Source organism: Streptomyces sp. CB01201 (assembly GCF_002803085.1).
GTDB classification, from domain to species: domain Bacteria; phylum Actinomycetota; class Actinomycetes; order Streptomycetales; family Streptomycetaceae; genus Streptomyces; species Streptomyces hundungensis.
The window spans coordinates 238,820-257,463 of the sequence record NZ_NNBJ01000004.1 but is presented as its reverse complement, the minus strand read 5'-3'; the positions used below and the strand labels follow the sequence as shown (position 1 = coordinate 257,463).

Sequence of the window (18,644 nt, the reverse complement as noted above, 5' to 3'; positions counted from 1 at the left end):
GAACACCCCGACGGGCCCGCAGTCGAACCCCCGGGCCCCGACCCCCTCCGCCGCAGCGGAACCCAGCCGGGGCCGAAGCCGGGGCCCGGGAAGGGGCTACTCCCCGATCGTCACGGTCCGCTGAGCCGTCGTCTTGCCCCGGAGCGCCGTCTTCATGGCGGCAGCCACGTCGTCCGCGGACACCTCGTGCTTCGGGCCGCCCTCGCTGACCATCACACCCTTGAAGGTGCTGCCGATCAGCTCGGTGATGGCGGCCTTGTCGTAGACCTCCACCAGCTTCCCGTTGTCCGCCTTCATCGAGAGGATCTTGGGGAGCGACTTGAGCGGGCCGAAGGGGAGCGACTTGCCGCCGGCCTTGATCGTCACGTTCGCGGACATCGCAGGCTTGGCGAACTCCTCCATCGCCCGGTCGATCTCCGCCTGGCCGACGGTCGGCTGCCGGACCGCGACGGGCAGCGGCACCGCGTCCGCCTTGCCGGTCTGCACCAGCGTCCGGTACGCGTCCTTGACCGCGATCATCGAGCGGTTGACGTCGAGCGACTTGCCCGCCTTGCCCGGCACGGCCACGGCCTTGCCCGGGACGAACTTGATCGTGCCCTCCGACGCGGAGCCCGAGGCCCCCGCGAGGTCGGTCAGTGCGACGCCGAGCTTCTCCTCGTCGAAGGGGAAGACCGGCTGGGCGACCCGCTTGCCGCCGAACAGCGAGCCGATGACGGAGACCGGGTTGTAGTCGCTGCCGGCCGCCGCCCGTACGGTCGCCTGGGTGTCCAGGGACAGGCCCGCGATCTCCGGCTTCAGCTGTTCCTGCTTGCCGTCGACCGTGAGGTGCAGCGGCTGGTTGGCGCGCTTGCCGAGCGTCTGGTCGAGCTTGGAGACGGCCGCCTCCTTGGTGCCGCCGCCGATGTCGACGCCGAGGACGGTGGTGCCCTTGGGGACCTCGGAGTGGTTGAGGACCAGACCGGCGCCGTACGCGACACCGGCCAGGACGATCACGCCACCGCCGAGCAGGGCCAGCTTGGAACGGCCCTTCTTCTTGGCGGGCGCGGAGGTCTTCTTGGGCGCCGCCGGGGGCTCGGCCGCGTCCTGGCCGGCGGCCGGGGGCGGGGTGAGCGTCGGGCCGCCGGGCGACATGGCGGGCCCGGCCGGGAAGGACGCCCCCCGGTGCTCCGGCGGGACCACCGGGATGCCGCTGGTGAGGGTGTCGCCGGAGACATGGCCGCCCGGGGCGGGGGCCGCCGGGTTGACCGCCGGGTTCGCCAGCGGGTTGCCCACGGAGTGCGTGAGCGGGCTCGGCGCCGGGGTCTGCGGGGTGAGGATCGCGGTGTCGTCCGACAGGACGGGGGCCGGGCCCGGCCCGCCGGGTGCGAAGGGGTGGCTGCCGCCCGGCGACGTCAGCGGGTTCTGGCCGGGGCGGGCGGCCTCGCCAGGGCCCGGCCCTTCGCCGAAGCCCAAGTCGGCTCCCTGACGCGGCCCTTCGCCGAAGCCCAAGTCGGCTCCCTGACGCGGCCCTTCGTCGAAGCCGAGGTCGGCACCCTGACGCGGCCGCTGGTCCGGGCCGCTCCCCAAGTCGGCTGCCGGAGCCGGGGGTTGACCCGGCGCGGCGCCGAACAGCGAGGGCTCGCCGGGCCGCGCCTCCGGGCCCGGCCGGGCGCCCGGCCGGTTGCCCACGGGCCGGACGGGCAGCGCCGCGTTCCCGGTGACGGGTCCCGTGGTCGGCCCGGAGGGCGCACCGGGAAGCGAGCCGTCGGAGCCGCCGAGGCCGTTCGCTCGGGCGGCGGTGCCGCCGTTCGGCGCGGCGGCGCCCGGCCCGTCCGAGAAGTACGGAAGGTCCGGCCGCGGGGTGCCGCCCGGCGGGGTCGTCGAAGAGCCGGGCGCCGAGGCGGACTTGCGCGGGGCGAACCAGTCGCTGGCGGGCTTCTCACCGGCGGCCGGCTCCTCGGGCTCCGGGGCCGGAGCCTCGGGCCGGGGCACCGAACCGGTGCGCTCGCTCACGCCGTCCGCCTCGGGCGCCTTGGCGATGTCGCTCATCGGCGTACGCATCACGACGGGCGGAATGGGGCGCGAGCCCGGGATGTTGATGCGGATCCGCGTCGTCAGCGTGGTCTCGGTCTTCGGCTCGTCCGGTTCGCCGGTGGCCTCAGGAGTGTCCTGGCCCGGTGACGACGGGGTTCCGTAGGGCGGGGTACCCGACGGATACCCGGCTGTGCCCCGGCCCTGGGGGCCGGAGGACGAACTGTCAGTTTCACGACTCAAGGCTGGTTCTCTCCCGATCGGCTCCGCCACCCGGTCTCGTTCTTGTGGTGCCTCTGTACGGGCGGCTCGGCGGCGCGCACCACCATACTGGCCGTCGCCGCCGCGTACGGGGCGGCCCCGAGAAGGCGTACCCCGTCCCCCTCTACTGCGTCGCGGCGGCCGTGCACGTCACTTGCCAAGTCGGGCGGCCGGAGCGCCGGGTTGCGCGAATCCGCCGATCGTGGCGCAGATCACAGCGGCGACCATTCCGCCGAGCAGGAAGACGTACGAGCCCATTCCGGCGCCGAACACGAAGTCGCCCTCGGGGCGCGAAGTGGTCAGCAGGACGACCGTGACCAGCCAGCCGGCCGCGGGCGCCCCCACCCCGCCCCGGGCGCCGGTCAGTTGCGTACCGGAGTAGAACAGGCCGACCGCGCCGGCGAGCGCGAGGACGAGGCCGCCCGGGAACCAGGCCGCCTGGACGAGCGCCCCGGCGGCGGCGACGAGGGCCCCGAGGACGGCGAGCCCCGCGTACAGCGCGATGCGGGCGGCCCTTGAGGGCGTCCTCGTGTCGTCCATGGCCGTACGCGTACTCATTCGCCCACCCCTTCAAACAAATCGTGCTCGCGCCGGCCGGGCTCGACGGCGGGCACGCCGGCGGCCAGTTGGTAGTACTCGGTGGTGAAGATCGGCTGGCCGAGGTCGTTGGAGAGCGCGAAGTAGGGGCCCTGGACGGCGATCTGGGTCGCGTGCGCGCGCATCGCCGCGCTCTTGGCGGCGGCGTGGGCGGTGCCGTCGATCTCGGCGGTGATGTCCGACTCGTCCACTACGCCCGGCACATCGTCGATGGCGGCAATGCCGGGAAAGTCGGTTTTCGCGGCGCGCAGCTCGGCGAAGGCCCGCTCGGCGACCGGGCGGGGCACCCGGTTCCAGTAGATCTTCGCGATGGTGTGCGGCTCGCCGAGCTCGGTGCGGTAGCCGGGCTCGGCGGCGAGTTCGGCGGCGCGCATGGCGACCCGGTGCGCCTGGATGTGGTCGGGGTGGCCGTAGCCGCCGTCCGGGTCGTAGGTGATCAGGACCTGCGGGCGCAGCGAACGGATCACCTCTACGAGGTACCCGGCGGCGTCCTCCACGTCCGTGTTCCAGAACGCGCCCGCGCGGTGGTTCTGCTCGACGCCCATCATCCCGGAGTCGTGGAAGCGCCCGGGGCCGCCGAGAAAGCGGTGGTCGGTGACGCCCAGGTGCTTCATCGCGGCGGCGAGTTCGGCGATGCGGTGGGCGCCGAGGCCGCCCTCCCGGTCGGGCGCGAGATGGGCGAGGTCCGGCGGGATGACCTCGCCCTCCTCGCCGAGCGTGCAGGTCACCAGGGCGACGTGCGCGCCTTCGGCGGCGTACTTGGCCATGGTGGCGCCGTTGTTGATCGACTCGTCGTCCGGGTGCGCGTGGACCAGGAGAAGACGGCGGGCGGGTAGTTCCGACATGGGGCAAGCCTACGAGGCCGGGGCCGGGCCGCGCCCCGGCCGCCGGGCCGCTCGCGGGGATCGGTGAGGGCCGCCCCGGCTAGAACTTGATACCGCCGATCATTCCGGCCACGTTGCTGGTCACTTGGCTGATGGTCGGGGCGATGGACGAACTCGCCAGGTAGAAGCCCAACAGGACGCAGATCGCCGCGTGTCCGCCCTTGAGCCCGGATTTCCGGACCAGCAGGAAGACGACGATCGCCAGCAGCACCACCGCCGAAATCGAGAGTGCCACGGCGGTTCACCTCCATCTGTTCCGGTGGTCGGACGGACCCAGCAACGCGTGTACGGCAGCAGGTTGATACCCACTGAGTGCTACGGATCATAACTATCCGTGGGACCGCATTGATCGGGGCACGGGCGCACAAGGGGCGCACGTGGCTCGCGGCCGAGCGGGTCGCACAGCCTGCGACTAGGTTCCCCTCATGACGACCACCGCATCCCAGCACCCGGAGGACCCCGGGCAGCTCTCGTTCCCCAGGCAGTCGGCACGCACCCAGCGCTTCACGCTCGGTGCGCCCCGCGCCGTGACCGTGTCGCCGGACGGGGAGCGGATCGCCTTCCTGCGCTCGCCGTCCGGCACCGAACGCACCCATGGGCTGTGGGTGCTCGACCTGGCGCGCGGCGGCAAGGAGCGGATCGCCGCGGACCCCGAGGCGCTGCTCGGCGGCGCCGAGGAGCGCCTCTCCGCGCAGGAGCGGGCCCGGCGCGAACGCAGCCGGGAGGGTTCGGCCGGCATCGTCGGCTATGCCACCGACGCGGCCGTGGAGCTGGCCGCCTTCGCCCTGTCGGGGCGGCTGTTCACGGCGGAGCTGCGGGCCGGCACCGCGCGGGAGCTGCCGGTGCCGGGCCCGGTGCTCGACCCCCGTCCCTCCCCCGACGGCCGGCACGTGGCCTATGTGGCCCGGGGCGCGCTGCGGGTGGTGGGGGCGGAGGGCGACGGCGACCGGGCGCTCGCCGAGCCCGAGTCGCCCGAAGTGGCGTACGGGCTGGCCGAGTTCATCGCGGCGGAGGAGATGTCCCGCACGCGCGGCCACTGGTGGAGTCCCGCGTCGGACCGCCTCCTGGTGGCCCGCGCGGACGAGGCGCCGGTGCGGCGCTGGTGGATCGCGGATCCGGCCAACCCCGGGCACGAGCCGTCCCGGGTCGCCTATCCGGCGGCGGGCACGCCCAACGCCGAGGTGCGGCTCTTCCTGTACGCGCTCGACGGCAGCCGTACCGAGGTCGTCTGGGACCGCGTCCGCCATCCCTATCTGGCCAGGGTCCACTGGTCCTCGGACGGGGCTCCGCTGCTGCTCGTCCAGTCCCGGGACCAGCGCGTCCAGCACCACCTCACGGTGGACCCGGACTCCGGGACCACCCGGACCGTGCACGTCGACGAGGACGCCGACTGGCTCGAACTGCTTCCCGGCGTCCCGGCCTGGGCGCCCGACGGGCGTCTGGTGCGGATCGCGGACGAGGGCGGGGCGCGGGTCCTCGCCGTGGGCGACCGCACCCTGACCGGGCCGCAACTGCACGTCAGGGCGGTGCTCGACATCGGCGCCGGCGATGTGCTGATCTCCGCGTCCGCGGGCGCCGGGGCCCCCTCGTCCGCGGGCAGTGCTCCCGAGACCGGCGAGATCCATGTGTACCGCGTCAACGAGCTGGGTACCCAACGCGTCTCGGAGGGAGCCGGAGTCCACACGGCCGCACGGTCCGGCGCGGTCACCGTGCTCAGCTCCGCCCGGCCGGACCGCCCGGGGGTGACGGTCCGGGTGCTGCGGGACGGCCAGGAGCCGGCGACGATCGCGTCATATGCCGCCACCCCATGCCTGTCGGTGTCGCTCCGGCTGACCGAAGGGGGCGCGCAGCGCATCCCGTGCGCCGTGCTGCTTCCGTCCCACTACCGCGAGGGCGATGGACCGCTGCCCGTACTCATGGATCCGTACGGCGGTCCGCACGGACAGCGGGTGGTGGCCGCGCACAACGCGCACCTCGCCTCGCAGTGGTTCGCGGACCAGGGTTTCGCGGTGGTGGTCGCGGACGGACGCGGAACCCCGGGCCGCTCGCCCGGCTGGGAGAAGTCGATCAGTGGCGATTTCACGCTCGCCCTGGACGACCAGATCGAAGCGCTGCACGGCCTGGCGGGCACGTACCCGCTGGATCTCGGCCGGGTCGCGATGCGGGGCTGGTCCTTCGGCGGCTACCTCTCCGCGCTCGCGGTGCTGCGCCGGCCCGATGTGTTCCACGCCGGGATCGCGGGCGCGCCCGTGACGGACTGGGAGCTGTACGACACCCACTACACCGAGCGCTACTTGGGCGACCCCGCCGAGAACCCGGCCGCCTATGCCGCCAACTCGCTCGTCTCACAAGGCGAGTTGACGCGCGGCGCCGATCCGGCCCGTCCGCTGATGGTCATCCACGGCATGGCGGACGACAACGTGGTGGTGGCCCACGCCCTGCGGCTCTCCTCCGCGCTCCTCGCGGCCGGTCACCCGCACGAGGTGCTGCCGCTCACGGGCGTGACGCACATGACCCCGCAGGAGCAGGTGGCCGAGAACCTCCTGCTGCTCCAAGTCGACTTCCTGCGGCGCTCGTTGGGTCTCGCACCGGCCTAGATCCGGTCCCGGATGACGGCCGGCCGGGCCCCCAGGAGGCGCCCGGCCGGCCACGGCACCCGCACGGCCGTACGGTGCTCACCGTGCCATGTCCGCATATCGGCGCCGCGACGGGCATGTTGCCTGTGTGTTAAGGAAATTGATGCCCTTTTAGCGGGAGATTCCGGATTGCCCAGGAGGCTGTCAAGCACGCCGCCGCACCGAAGACAGAAATCTTGGGCCAAGTTATCCGGGGAGTTCGCCTTGGCCTGCTCGAACCCCTTGACTGGCGCCGCCGCACGCATGAATGTTCCGATCAACAAATGACGCAGTGGCGCCTGCTGAATCCTTCCTGTGCGGAGGGCAATGCGAATGAAGAGTTCCACCAGAGCTGCCATGGAACCATCCGGTCCACTTCCCGGCGAGGGACAAAACCCCGACCCGGCCGACGGTTTAGAAGTCAAGACGAGTGAGCTTGTCGGACGCTCCCCGGGGCGTCTGGCGTGGATCCGGTTCAAACGCGACAAGGTCGGAATCCTATGTGCCTTTACGGTTCTGGGATTCATTGTGATCGCGCTGGCTGCTCCACTCATCTCCAAGTTGTACGGAAAAGATCCTTACCAGCTGTACGGGCAGGACCGCGGGCTGCTGAACAGCTACGGCACTCCGCTCAAGCCCAACGGTGGCATCGACGGGGACTTCTGGTTCGGCCTCGAACCGCACCTCGGCCGCGATGTGTTCACGCTGTTGATCTACGGCATCCGCACCTCCCTGCTCATCGCCCTCGCGGTCACCGTGGTCGCGGTGATCATCGGGGTCCTGGTGGGGCTGGTGCAGGGGTACCTCGGGGGCAGGACCGACTACTTCGTCGGCCGGTTCTCGGACCTGATGCTGTCGTTCCCGCAGCAGTTGTTCTTCATCGCCTTCACGCCGGTGATCGTGGCGCTGTTCGTCTCGCCCACCGACGACGAGCCGACGTACGTCCGGGTGGTGGCACTGATCCTGGTCCAGCTGATCCTCGGCTGGATGACGATCGGCCGGCTCATCAGGGCGCAGGTGCTCTCCCTGCGGGAGCGCGAGTTCATCGAGGCGGCCCGGCTCAGCGGCGCCTCGGGCTGGCGCATCATCCGCAAGGAGCTGCTGCCCAACATCTGGTCGACCGTGCTCGTGCAGTCGACCCTGCTGCTGCCGGTCAACGTCACGGCGGAGGCGGGGCTCTCCTATCTCGGCGTCGGGGTGCACAACCCCACGCCCGACTGGGGCCTGCTCTTCCAGTCCGGAGCCACGTACTACGACTCCGATCTCACCTTCATGTTCTTCCCCGGCATCGCGATGGTCGTCTTCGTCGTCGCGTTCAACCTGCTCGGGGATTCGGTCCGGGACGCTCTCGACCCCAAGACCGTGCGCTGAAGTCCGATCATCCTGACAGGCAGGAACTCATGAGAATAAACAAGGCGCGCCAGGTTTCCGCGGTCCTCGCGGTCGGGGCACTGGCGCTGACCGCCGCGTGCAGCAGCGGCGGGGCGAGTGGTGGCGGCGGCGGTTCCGACTCGGGCAAGAAGGCCACGGTGACGAACTTCGGTGTCGGCACCAAGGCCGACTCCACCGGGCCGGCCCCGGCGGTCGACGGCGCCAAGAACGGCGGCACCGCCTACAGCCTCGACCAGGCCGGTTTCGACTATCTGGACCCGGGCCAGCAGTACGTGAGCGACCAGCTGTCCGTGCAGCTGCTCTACAACCGCTCGCTCACCGGCTACAAGATCGACCCGAAGACCGGCAAGACGATCGTCGTCGGCGACCTCGCCACCGACAGCGGCACGCCGTCGGACGGCTCCAAGACCTGGACGTACACCCTGAAGGACGGGGTGAAGTTCGAGGACGGCACGCCGATCACCACCAAGGACATCAAGTACGGCATCGAGCGGCTCTTCTCGGACTACGAGACGCAGGGCCCGCAGTACGTCCAGAAGTGGCTGTACGGGGCCGACTACCGCAAGCAGTACGCCGGCCCGTACGACGGCAAGGAGATCCCGGACGCGAAGATCTCCACCCCGGACGACAAGACGATCGTCTTCCACTTCCTGGCGCCGCACGCGGACACCCCGTACGCGATGGCGATGCCCAACATCTCGCCGGTCCCGAAGGCCAAGGACGACAAGCAGAAGTACAACAACCACCCGGTCTCCACCGGCCCGTACAAGATCGAGAGCTACCAGCCGGGCAAGTCGCTGACCTTCGTGCGCAACACCAACTGGGACCCGAAGACGGACCCGATCCGCAATGCCTACCCGGACAAGTGGCAGTTCCAGCTGGGGATCGCGGAGCCGGGTCTGACCAACCGGCTCTCCGCCGACACCGGGACCGACAAGTTCGCCATCAACATGTCGGGCTCCGCGGATCCGTCGAAGATGCAGACGCTGACCTCGGACCCGCAGTACAAGGGCCGGACGGTCAACGAGTACCAGCCGTACGTCGAGGTGTTCAACCTCAACACCAAGCGGATCACGAACCCGAAGGTCCGCCAGGCGCTGGCCTACGCGTTCCCGATGTCGCAGGTCCAGCAGGCCTTCGGCGGTGGTGCGCAGGGCGACCTCGGCACCACGCTGCTGAGCCCGACCGTGGCCGGCTGGAAGAAGTTCGACCCGTTCGGCAAGCTCGCCAAGCCGATGGGCGACCCCGAGAAGTCGCTCCAGCTGCTCAAGGACGCGGGCGTGACCACCCCGTACAAGATCTCCCTCGCGTACGCCAACACCCCGCGCTGGGACACCGTCACGCTGACCATCCAGAAGGCTCTGGAGAAGGCCGGCTTCAAGGTCGAGCGCAAGGCGATCGACCCGACGTCGTACTACACGGTGGTCGGCAAGGTGGACACCCCGTACGACATGTACCGCACCGGCTGGGGCGCGGACTGGCCCAACGGCTCGACCGTCGTGCCGCCGACCATGGACGGGCGCAACCTTCAGGACGGCACCAACAACTACTCGTTCCTGAACGACCCGAAGGTCAACTCCGAGATCGACCGCATCAACCAGATCACCGACCTCACCCAGCAGGCCGCGGCCTGGGAGCAGCTCTCCGAGTACGTCCTGCAGACGGACACCTCGCAGATCCCGTTCATCTTCGACAAGTACTTCAACCTGTACGGCTCGGGCCTGGGCGGCGTCACGTACAACCAGGTCTACGGAACGATCAACCCGAACTCGATCTTCGTGAAGCAGTAGTACCTGCGGCTCGGTTCCCCCGGCCCCGACCGGGCCGGGGGAACCGCATAGCGACGGAAGAGCCATTCCATGTTCCGTTTCCTCGTGCGCCGCGTGCTCGGTGCCATGGTCATCCTGCTGCTTATCAGCATGATCACCTATTTCCTCTTCTTCGCCCTGCCCTCCGATCCGGCGCTGCTTTCCTGTGGCAAACAATGCGATCCACAGAATGTCGCGCTCATCCGGAAGAACCTCGGGCTCAACCTGCCGATCTGGACCCAGTACTGGCATTACATGGTGGGAATTTTCGCCGGCCGCCACATGCCCGTAGGTGACTGCCCGGCACCCTGTTTCGGCTATTCCTTCGCCAATCAGCAGCCGGTCTGGGGCACGATCGCCGACAGTTATCCGACCACGCTGACCCTCGCGGTCGGCGGCGCCGCGACCTTCCTCACCATCGGCGTCTCGCTCGGCCTCATCTCGGCCTGGCGCCAGGGCACGGTCTTCGACCGCATCGCGAGCGCCACCTCGCTGCTCGGCCAGTCGGTGCAGATCTACTTCATCGGGCCACTGGCGATCCTGCTCTTCTCCACCAAACTGGGCTGGCTGGACCGGGGCCACGACGTGGACTGGGCGCACGACGCCTGGGGGTCGGTCACCGGAATGATCCTGCCCTGTCTGGTCCTGTCGGTGATCTTCTGGTCCAACTACAGCCGCCAGACACGGTCGTTGATGGTCGAGCAGCTCTCGGAGGACCACATCCGGGCGGCCCGCGCCAAGGGCATGTCGTCGCGCTATGTCTTCCTGCGGTACGCGCTGCGGGGCGCGATGGCCACCATCATCACCATCTTCGGCGTGGACCTGAGCGCGGTGCTCGGCGGCGCGATCATCACCGAGGTCACCTTCGGCCTGCACGGGCTCGGCCTGCTCTCGGTGCAGGCGGTGCTGCGCAGCGATCTGCCCCTGGAGATGGCCGTCATGCTCATCGGCGCCACCCTCATCGTCGTCTGCAACATCGTCGTGGACCTGGCGTACGCCTTCATCGACCCCCGGATCAGGCTCGCCTGACGCCCGCAGACTCCAGGAGAACCATCCGTGTCCACCCTGAGCCAGACCGCCGCCGGGCCCGTCGCCGGGCCGGCGTCCTCCTTCCTGTCGGTCCGCGACCTGTACGTCCACTTCGCCACCGAGGACGGCACCGTCAAAGCCGTCGACGGTCTCTCCTTCGACCTGGAACGCGGCTCGACGCTGGGCATCGTCGGCGAGTCGGGCTCCGGCAAGTCGGTGACCAACCTTGCGATCCTGGGGCTCCACAACCCGCTCAACACCAAGATCCAGGGCGAAATCCTGCTGGACGGGCAGGAGTTGACCGGCGCCAGCGAACGCCAGCTGAACCGGCTGCGCGGCAAGAAGATGGCGATGATCTTCCAGGACTCGCTGGCCGCGCTCTCGCCGTTCTACACGGTGGGCCGGCAGATCGCCGAGCCCTTCATGAAGCACACCGGGGCCTCCCGCCGCGAGGCGCGGGCACGGGCCGTGGACATGCTGCGCAAGGTCGGCATCCCGCAGCCCGACCTCCGCGTCGACGACTATCCGCACCAGTTCTCCGGAGGCATGCGCCAGCGCGCGATGATCGCGATGGCTCTGGTCTGCGACCCGGACCTGGTGATCGCGGACGAGCCGACCACCGCGCTCGACGTGACGGTGCAGGCGCAGATCCTCGATCTGCTCAAGGACCTCCAGCAGGAGACCGGCGCGGCGATCATCATCATCACCCACGACCTGGGGGTCATCGCCAAGACCGCCGACCAGGTGATGGTGATGTACGCCGGCCGGTGCGTGGAGCGCGGCACCGTCAAGGAGGTCATGCAGCGGCCTCAACATCCCTACAGCTGGGGCCTGTTGAGTTCGGTTCCGCGCCTGGACTCCTCGGTGGACACCCCGCTCGTACCGATCCCCGGCGCCCCGCCGAGCCTGCTCTCACCGCCGCCGGGCTGTCCCTTCCACCCCCGGTGCGGTTTCACCGACCTGGTGGCGGGCGGGGTCTGCGCCACCACCCGGCCCGAGCTTCCCGAAGGTGAACGACGCGGCTCCGCCTGCCATTTGACGGCCACTCAGAAGGAAGCCGTCTTCATCGAGCAGATCCACCCCAGGCTGCGCTGACAAGGATGCGGACATCGTCATGAGTGAGAACGCCACCAGCCTCGTCAAGCAGCGGGGCCCCGCGTCCGGATCCGGCGGCGGCGGACCGCTGCTCGAAGTGACCGGGCTCGCCAAGTACTTCCCGATCAACATGGGGTTCCTCTTCAAGCGGCACGTCGGCGACGTACGCGCCGTGGACGGCATCGACTTCAGCGTCGGGCGCGGCGAGACCCTGGGCCTGGTGGGCGAGTCCGGCTGCGGCAAGTCGACCACGGGCCGTCTCGTCACCCGGCTCCTGGAACCGACCGACGGCAAGATCGTCTACGCGGGCCAGGACATCACCCACGCCTCCCGACGCACCCTCGCGCCGATCAGGTCCGAGATCCAGATGATCTTCCAGGACCCGTACGCCTCGCTCAACCCGCGCCAGACGGTCGGCGACATCATCGCCAACCCGATGGTGGTCAACGGCATCAAGCCGCCGGGCGGAGTGGAGCACCGGGTCCGCGAGCTCCTGGAGACCGTCGGCCTGAACCCCGAGCACTACAACCGCTTCCCGCACGAGTTCTCCGGCGGTCAGCGCCAACGCATCGGTGTGGCACGGGCGTTGGGCATGGAGCCCAAGCTCATCGTGGCCGACGAGCCGGTCTCCGCGCTGGACGTGTCCATCCAGGCGCAGGTCGTCAATCTGCTCCAGGACCTCCAGCGGGAGCTGGACATCGCCTTCCTGTTCATCGCCCACGACCTGGCGATCGTGCGGCACTTCTCGCAGCGGATCGCGGTGATGTACCTGGGGCGCATCGTCGAGGTCGGCGACCGCGATTCGATCTACCAGCGGCCGCGCCACCCCTACACCCACGCGCTGCTCTCGGCGGTGCCCGAGGCCGTGGTGGAGGAGGAGGGCGAGGGCCGCGAGCGCATCCGGCTGGCCGGGGACGTGCCCTCGCCGGTGAACCCGCCCTCGGGCTGCCGCTTCCGCACCCGGTGCTGGAAGGCCCAGGACAAGTGCGCCGCCGAGACACCGCCGCTCGTGCGCATCGAGGGAAACCGGGAGGGGCACTTGACCGCGTGCCACTTCCCCGAGGAACCGACGGTCGCGGCGCGGGGCGAGGACGTCGTCCTCGATCCCGCCCTCGCCGCGATCGAGGAGGCGACGGACACCCATTGACCCGAGTCCCGGGCCTCCGCTCGGCAGGGCCCGCGCCCGTACACCCCGAACGACACGGGCGCGGGCCCATTCCGTTTGCCGGCTTCGCCGTCGTCCGCTTACCGGCATCGCCGTCGTGCGCGGACAACCGTTGCCGCTGAACAGCGGTCAAGCGCGCGGACAATAGGCCGCCCGGCAAACGAAAGTCAACTCTTGTAACCCGCACCTGTGTTGATTAGTGTCGCTGAAAGATCGCGGCCCGATAACCAGATCGGACGCCCTGCTGAGAAGGAGATTGAGATGCGCAAGCTCATCCTGACCGGTGCCCTGTTCGCCCGTCTGTCCCGCAAGGACCGTCTCACCAAGGCGTACATCTACTACTAGGCCGAACCGGCTTGAGAAGCGGATGACCGAACCGGTGGCCGGGGCAACACCATGCCCCGGCCATCGGCGTTCCCAGAGTCGAATGAGGGTAGCCGAATGAGGCTGACGTGACGGCAGTTGAGCCCCTGACCGACATCCCGGGACCCGCCGGGGACACCTACCTCGGCAATCTGCACGCCTTTTCCAGCGATCCGCTGGGATTCCTCACGCGCTGCGCCGGTGAATACGGCGACGTGGTGCGGCTCGGGGAGCACAATGTGCTGCTCACCGGCCCCGAACTCGTCGAGCGAATGCTGGTCGACCGCGGCGGTGACTTCAACAAAAAAGGAGCGGAGGATTCCGGTCGGGCGGCCCGTGGAAGGGGTTTTCCCACGGCCATGATGAACAGCGACGGGGCCGACTGGAAATCCAAACGCCGCCGAATGCAGCCCGCCTTCGGCCGCACCCTCGCGGTGAAGGCCGCCGAACTGGTGGACGCCCAGGGCGAACGGATGCTGTCCGGCTGGCGGTTGGGCGAGCAGCGCGATCTGCACGGTGACGTCTCGGTGCTCGTGCTGCGGCTGGTCACCCAGCTGATGTTCGGGGACGAGTTCACCGACCGCGACGCGGCACTGGTCTCCCGTCTCGTCCGCCCCATCATGGAGCTGTCCACCTCCCCGCTGCTGCTCCCCGACTGGGTGCCGACCCCCCGCCACATCAGGCTCAGACGCGGGCTGCGCGACATGGACCGGCTCCTGCGCCGGCTCACCTCGAACCCGCAAGCCGTCGACCCGGAACGCGCCCCGGTGCTGCACGCCCTCGTCACCGGCAGCCCCACCCCCTCCCCGCAGGAACTGCGCGACGAGCTGGCCACGCTCGTCCTCTCCGCCTTCGAGACCTCCAACGACGCCGTGGTGTGGACGAGCGTGCTGCTCGCCCGGCACCCGGAGATCGCGGGGCGGGTACGGGACGAGGCCCTCGCCGCCTTCTCCTCGACCCCGGCGGGCCTGTCCCGGATGGAGCGGCTGCCCTACACCGGCGCGGTGGTGCGGGAGTCGCTGCGGCTGTACTCACCGGCCTGGATGACCAGCCGCGATTCGACGGCGGACCTGGAGTTCGGCGGGTACGGGGTGCCGGCCGGAACGACCGTCACGGTCAGCCAGTGGGTCAACCACCGCGATCCCCGGCACTGGGAGCGCGCCGAGGAGTTCGACCCCGGACGCTGGCTCGACGAGGGCGCGCGGAAGATGCCCAGGGGCTCGTACTTCCCGTTCGGACTCGGCGCGCGGGCCTGCATCGGGGCCTCGCTCGCCACCACCGAGATCGTGCACATCGTGGCCGACATCTGGCGCCGCCACCGGCTGGAACTCATCGACCCGCAGGGCATCACCCCGCGCCCGGCGCTCGCCCTCCAGCCGATGGGCGTGAAGGTCGTGCCGCGCGCCTGGTGACGGCGCGGCCGGCCGCCCTCGGCAGGCGCCCGGAGTCACCCCGACTCCGTGGGCACCACCCGCTTCTCCTCCGCGAAGTGGCATGCCGAGGGGTGGTGCGCCGGGCCCTCCGTCAGACGGAACTCGGCCGGCACCGCCAGCAGCGGCACCTCCTGCGCGCAGCGCTCCTGCGCCTTCCAGCAGCGGGTGCGGAAGGTGCAGCCCGAGGGCGGGTTCGCCGGGGAGGGCACATCGCCGGTGAGGATGATCCGCTCGCGGTGCTTGCGCGCCGAGGGGTCGGGCAGCGGCACCGCGGAGAGCAGCGCCTGGGTGTAGGGGTGGGTGGGGTGGTCGTAGATCTCCTCGTCCCGGCCGATCTCGACGACCCGCCCCAGGTACATCACGCCGACCCGGTCGGAGATGTGCCGCACGATGGACAGATCGTGGGCGATGAAGACGTACGAGAGGGAGAACTCGCTCTGCAACCGGTCGAGGAGGTTGACGACCTGGGCCTGGACGGACACGTCGAGCGCGGAGACCGGCTCGTCCGCCACGATGATCTCGGGCTGGAGCGCCAACCCCCGTGCGATGCCGATGCGTTGGCGCTGACCGCCGGAGAACTGGTGCGGATAGCGGTTGATGTACTCCGGGTTGAGCCCGACCACGTCGAGCAGATCCTGGACCTTGCGGCGCCGGTCCCCCTTCGGGGCGACCTCGGGGTGGATCTCGTAGGGCTCCCCGATGATGTCGCCGACCGTCATGCGCGGGTTCAGCGAGGTGTACGGGTCCTGGAACACCATCTGGATGTTGCGGCGCACGGCCTTCAGGGCCCGGCCCGACATCGTGGTGATGTCCTCGCCCTTGTACTTGATCTGCCCCGCCGTCGGGCGCTCCAGGTTGACCAGCATCTTGGCGACCGTGGACTTGCCGCAGCCGGACTCGCCGACGATGCCGAGCGTTTCGCCGGCCGCCAGGTCGAAGGAGACCCCGTCCACGGCCTTGACCGCGCCGATCTGCTTCTTGAAGAGGATGCCCTGGGTCAGCGGATAGTGCTTGACCAGGTCCCTGACCTCCAGAATGGCCTCAGCCATCGAGGGTCTCCTTCCAGAAGAAGCAGGCGCTCTGCCGGTCCGGGGCCACGTCGAACAGCGGCGGCACCTCGCTGCGGCAGACGTCCCGGGCCATCGGGCAGCGCGGGTTGAAGGCGCAGCCCGGCGGGATGTGCATCAGGTTGGGCGGCAGGCCCTTGATCGCGTACAGCTCCCGGCCCTTCTGGTCCAGGCGCGGGATCGATTCGAGCAGACCCTTGGTGTACGGGTGCGCGGGCGCCTTGTAGATGTCGTGCACCGGGGCCTGTTCGACGATCCGGCCCGCGTACATCACGGCGATCTTGTCCGCGACGTCGGCGACCACGCCGAGGTCGTGGGTGATCAGGATCAGGCCCATGTTCAGCTCGCGCTGCAACTCGGCCAGCAGATCCATGACTTGGGCCTGCACGGTGACATCGAGGGCGGTGGTCGGCTCGTCCGCGATGATCAGCGAGGGCTCCAGGGCCAGGGCCATCGCGATCATGATGCGCTGGCGCATGCCGCCGGAGAACTGGTGCGGATACTGGCCGACCCGCTCCTTCGCCGCCGGAATGCGCACCCGGTCCATCAGCTCGACGGCCTTGGCCCTGCCCTCCTTGCGGGACATCCCGCGGTGGACGGTGAACATCTCCGAGAGCTGGTCGCCGACGCTGAGCACCGGGTTCAGGGACGACAGCGCGTCCTGGAAGATCATGGCCATCTCGGAGCCGCGCACCTTGCGCCGCTCGTCCTCCTTGAGCTTCAGGAGGTCCCGGCCCTGGAAGAGGATCTCGCCCCCGGCGATCCGGCCGGGCGGCATGTCGAGGATGCCCATCACGGCCTGTGCGGTCACGGACTTGCCGGAGCCGGACTCGCCCAGCACGGCGAGCGTCTCGCCCGCGTCCACCGAGTAGTTGACCCCGTTGACGGCCTTGGCGACCCCGTCCCGCGTCTTGAACTCCACTTGGAGATCACGTACTTCGAGCAGCATGGCGGGTCTCCTCACCGCAGCTTGGGGTCGAGGGCGTCGCGCACCGCGTCGCCGAGCATGATGAACGCCAGCACCGTGACCGCCAGCGCACCGGCCGGCCAGAGCAGCATGTGCGGGGCGTTGCGGATGTACTGGGAGGCGGCCGAGATGTCGATGCCCCAGGAGACGGTGGGGGGCTTGAGGCCGACGCCCAGGTAGGACAGCGTCGCTTCGAGGGCGATGTAGGTGCCGAGCGCGATGGTGGCCACGACGATGACCGGAGCGACCGCGTTGGGCGCGATGTGCCGCAGCAGCATGCGGGAGTTGGAGGCGCCGAGCGCGCGGGCCGCCTGGACGTAGTCGTTCTGCTTGGCGGTGATGACCGAGCCGCGGGCGATGCGGGCGATCTGCGGCCAGCCGAGCAGGATCATGAAGCCGATGACCGGCCACACGGTGGAGGAGGTGACCACCGACAGGAACACCAGCCCGCCGAGGACGACGGGGATGCCGAAGAAGATGTCGGTGACGCGCGAGAGCAGCGCGTCCCAGCCACCGCCGAAGAACCCGGCGAGCCCGCCCACGAACGAGCCGAACAGCGCGACGCCGACGGTGGTGCACACGCCGACGGTGACCGAGGTGCGGGCGCCGTAGACGGTCCGGGTGTAGACGTCGCAGCCCTGCCCGTTGTACCCGAAGGGGTGGCCGGGCTGGGAGCCCTCCTGCGCCTTGGCGAGGTCGCACTGGAGCGGGTTGCCACTGGCGATCAGGGAGGGCCACAGCGAGATGACGACCAGGAAGAGGATGACCAGGGACGAGATGATGAAGACGGGGTTGCGCCGCAGGTCGCGCCAGGCGTCCGACCAGAGCGAACGCGCCTTCTCGGCCGGACCCGTGCCCTGCGGCCCGCCCGGCGTGCGCTCCAGGGTCGTCGCCTCGCTCGCCGCGAGGTCCATCGCGCCACCGGCACCCGTGCCGGCGATCGCTCCGTCGTCGTAGGGCTCAGGCATAGCGGATCCTCGGGTCGAGTACGGCGTACAGAAGGTCGACGATGAGGTTGGCGATCAGGAAGACCAGGACGAGCACCGTCACGAAGCCGACCACCGTCTGGGTGCTCTGGCGCAGGATGCCCTGGTAGAGCTGGTAGCCCACGCCGTGGATGTTGAAGATCCGCTCGGTCACGATCGCGCCGCCCATCAGGGCGCCGACATCGGTGCCGATGAAGGTGACGACGGGGATCAGCGAGTTGCGCAGCAGATGCCTGGTGATCACCCGGCGCCTTGGCAGCCCCTTGGCGATGGCGGTACGGACGTAGTCGGCGCGGGCGTTCTCGGCGATCGAGGTCCGGGTCAGCCGGGTGACGTACGCCAGCGAGACGGACGCCAACACGAGCCCGGGGATGAGGAGTTCGTTGAAGGGGGCCTCCGGCTGGACCGTGGGTTTGACGATCCCCCATTCGACGCCGAGCAGCAGCTGGAGCAGCAGTCCCGTGACGAAGACGGGGATGGCGATGACGACGAGGGTCAGCATCAGGACCACGGTGTCGACCGGACGTCCTCGGCGCAGTCCGGTGACCACGCCGAGGCTGATGCCGATGACGATCTCGAAGAGGATCGCCACGATGGTGAGCCGGATGGTGACGGGGAAGGCGGCCGACATCAGCTCGGTGACCTTCTGCCCGTTGAACGCGGTGCCGAAGTCGCCGGTGAACACGTTCCCCATGTACGTCAGGTATTGCTGCCACACGGGCTTGTCGAGGCCGAACTCCTTCTTGAGCTGGGCGGCGGTGGACGGGTCGCACGCCTTGTCGCCGCACAGCCCCGCGATGGGGTCGCCCATCACGTTCACCATCAGGAAGATCAGCAGCGTCGCCCCGAAGAAGACCGGGATCATCTGGAGCAGACGCCGGATCACATACCGTCCCATGAGGCCCTCCGGGGGGTCGTCGGAACTCTCAACGGCCAGGGCCCGGCGCCGAGTTGGGCGCCGGGCCGGGCACC

The 18,644-nt window shown here is 69.7% G+C and carries 16 protein-coding genes; 8 read left to right on the top strand and 8 right to left on the bottom strand.

The window, feature by feature from the left end:
• Positions 1-96: 96 nt before the first annotated feature.
• The 4 genes from CG740_RS11330 to CG740_RS11310 all read right to left on the bottom strand — a co-directional run bounded on the left by CG740_RS11330 (position 97) and on the right by CG740_RS11310 (position 3,987).
• Complete coding sequence (locus CG740_RS11330) at positions 97-2,253, bottom strand: hypothetical protein (protein ID WP_159030275.1); 2,157 nt, start codon at positions 2,251-2,253, stop codon at positions 97-99.
• A gap of 168 nt (positions 2,254-2,421) precedes the next feature.
• A complete protein-coding gene (locus CG740_RS11320) occupies positions 2,422-2,829 on the bottom strand; it encodes a DUF6113 family protein (protein WP_100574916.1) in 408 nt (135 codons plus the stop codon).
• Positions 2,826-3,713 carry an N-acetyl-1-D-myo-inositol-2-amino-2-deoxy-alpha-D-glucopyranoside deacetylase gene (gene mshB / locus CG740_RS11315; RefSeq protein ID WP_100574915.1) on the bottom strand — a complete coding sequence of 296 codons (888 nt, stop codon included), beginning with the start codon at positions 3,711-3,713 and terminating at the stop codon, positions 2,826-2,828. The genes CG740_RS11320 and mshB overlap by 4 nt, the downstream gene beginning before the upstream one ends.
• A 79-nt stretch (positions 3,714-3,792) precedes the next feature.
• Positions 3,793-3,987: a hypothetical protein gene (locus CG740_RS11310; RefSeq protein ID WP_100574914.1), complete on the bottom strand. Its 195-nt coding sequence runs from the start codon at positions 3,985-3,987 to the stop codon at positions 3,793-3,795.
• Positions 3,988-4,177: 190 nt separating this feature from the next.
• Here CG740_RS11310 and CG740_RS11305 point away from each other — a divergent pair, with 190 nt between their 5' ends.
• The 8 genes from CG740_RS11305 to CG740_RS11275 all read left to right on the top strand — a co-directional run bounded on the left by CG740_RS11305 (position 4,178) and on the right by CG740_RS11275 (position 14,631).
• Positions 4,178-6,349, top strand: coding sequence for a S9 family peptidase (locus CG740_RS11305; protein WP_100574913.1), 2,172 nt, complete (start codon positions 4,178-4,180; stop codon positions 6,347-6,349).
• Positions 6,350-6,700: 351 nt separating this feature from the next.
• Positions 6,701-7,738: an ABC transporter permease gene (locus tag CG740_RS11300; RefSeq protein ID WP_100574912.1), complete on the top strand. Its 1,038-nt coding sequence runs from the start codon at positions 6,701-6,703 to the stop codon at positions 7,736-7,738.
• A 29-nt stretch (positions 7,739-7,767) separates the two neighbouring features.
• Positions 7,768-9,549, top strand: a complete 1,782-nt coding sequence (locus tag CG740_RS11295) for an ABC transporter substrate-binding protein (protein WP_100574911.1) — start codon at positions 7,768-7,770, stop codon at positions 9,547-9,549.
• A gap of 69 nt (positions 9,550-9,618) precedes the next feature.
• Entirely contained in the window at positions 9,619-10,596 is a 978-nt protein-coding gene (locus CG740_RS11290; RefSeq protein WP_100574910.1) for an ABC transporter permease, read from the top strand.
• 27 nt (positions 10,597-10,623) lie between these two features.
• The gene (locus tag CG740_RS11285; protein WP_100574909.1) at positions 10,624-11,691 is read left to right on the top strand and encodes an ABC transporter ATP-binding protein; all 1,068 of its coding nucleotides are present in this window, start codon (positions 10,624-10,626) and stop codon (positions 11,689-11,691) included.
• 19 nt (positions 11,692-11,710) lie between these two features.
• Positions 11,711-12,838, top strand: coding sequence for an ABC transporter ATP-binding protein (locus CG740_RS11280; protein WP_100574908.1), 1,128 nt, complete (start codon positions 11,711-11,713; stop codon positions 12,836-12,838).
• 207 nt (positions 12,839-13,045) lie between these two features.
• Positions 13,046-13,201, top strand: a complete 156-nt coding sequence (locus CG740_RS39610; RefSeq protein WP_159030274.1) for a cittilin family RiPP precursor — start codon at positions 13,046-13,048, stop codon at positions 13,199-13,201.
• 107 nt (positions 13,202-13,308) lie between these two features.
• On the top strand, positions 13,309-14,631 hold the full coding sequence (locus tag CG740_RS11275; protein WP_199846409.1) for a cytochrome P450: 1,323 nt from the start codon (positions 13,309-13,311) through the stop codon (positions 14,629-14,631).
• A 35-nt stretch (positions 14,632-14,666) separates the two neighbouring features.
• Here the strand turns inward: CG740_RS11275 and CG740_RS11270 are convergent, their stop codons facing one another.
• From CG740_RS11270 to CG740_RS11255, 4 genes are read right to left on the bottom strand one after another with little or no spacing between them, the layout of a single operon-like run.
• On the bottom strand, positions 14,667-15,701 hold the full coding sequence (locus tag CG740_RS11270; protein ID WP_100574907.1) for an ABC transporter ATP-binding protein: 1,035 nt from the start codon (positions 15,699-15,701) through the stop codon (positions 14,667-14,669).
• Positions 15,694-16,668, bottom strand: a complete 975-nt coding sequence (locus tag CG740_RS11265) for an ABC transporter ATP-binding protein (protein ID WP_100574906.1) — start codon at positions 16,666-16,668, stop codon at positions 15,694-15,696. Before CG740_RS11265 ends, CG740_RS11270 begins: the two co-directional genes overlap by 8 nt.
• Positions 16,669-16,679: 11 nt before the next feature.
• On the bottom strand, positions 16,680-17,654 hold the full coding sequence (locus tag CG740_RS11260) for an ABC transporter permease (RefSeq protein ID WP_100574905.1): 975 nt from the start codon (positions 17,652-17,654) through the stop codon (positions 16,680-16,682).
• On the bottom strand, positions 17,647-18,570 hold the full coding sequence (locus tag CG740_RS11255) for an ABC transporter permease (protein ID WP_100574904.1): 924 nt from the start codon (positions 18,568-18,570) through the stop codon (positions 17,647-17,649). Before CG740_RS11255 ends, CG740_RS11260 begins: the two co-directional genes overlap by 8 nt.
• Between the last annotated feature and the right edge of the window lie 74 nt (positions 18,571-18,644).

What these genes read in the sequence shown, in the direction of transcription:
- CG740_RS11295 (WP_100574911.1), top strand. Translation starts at nt 7,768, where the DNA reads ATGAGAATAAACAAGGCGCGCCAGGTTTCCGCGGTCCTCGCGGTCGGG.
- CG740_RS11260 (WP_100574905.1), bottom strand. Translation starts at nt 17,654, where the DNA reads ATGCCTGAGCCCTACGACGACGGAGCGATCGCCGGCACGGGTGCCGGT.
- CG740_RS11270 (WP_100574907.1), bottom strand. Translation starts at nt 15,701, where the DNA reads ATGGCTGAGGCCATTCTGGAGGTCAGGGACCTGGTCAAGCACTATCCG.
- CG740_RS11280 (WP_100574908.1), top strand. Translation starts at nt 11,711, where the DNA reads ATGAGTGAGAACGCCACCAGCCTCGTCAAGCAGCGGGGCCCCGCGTCC.
- CG740_RS11265 (WP_100574906.1), bottom strand. Translation starts at nt 16,668, where the DNA reads ATGCTGCTCGAAGTACGTGATCTCCAAGTGGAGTTCAAGACGCGGGAC.
- CG740_RS11300 (WP_100574912.1), top strand. Translation starts at nt 6,701, where the DNA reads ATGAAGAGTTCCACCAGAGCTGCCATGGAACCATCCGGTCCACTTCCC.
- CG740_RS11290 (WP_100574910.1), top strand. Translation starts at nt 9,619, where the DNA reads ATGTTCCGTTTCCTCGTGCGCCGCGTGCTCGGTGCCATGGTCATCCTG.
- CG740_RS11305 (WP_100574913.1), top strand. Translation starts at nt 4,178, where the DNA reads ATGACGACCACCGCATCCCAGCACCCGGAGGACCCCGGGCAGCTCTCG.
- CG740_RS11255 (WP_100574904.1), bottom strand. Translation starts at nt 18,570, where the DNA reads ATGGGACGGTATGTGATCCGGCGTCTGCTCCAGATGATCCCGGTCTTC.
- CG740_RS11320 (WP_100574916.1), bottom strand. Translation starts at nt 2,829, where the DNA reads ATGAGTACGCGTACGGCCATGGACGACACGAGGACGCCCTCAAGGGCC.
- mshB (WP_100574915.1), bottom strand. Translation starts at nt 3,713, where the DNA reads ATGTCGGAACTACCCGCCCGCCGTCTTCTCCTGGTCCACGCGCACCCG.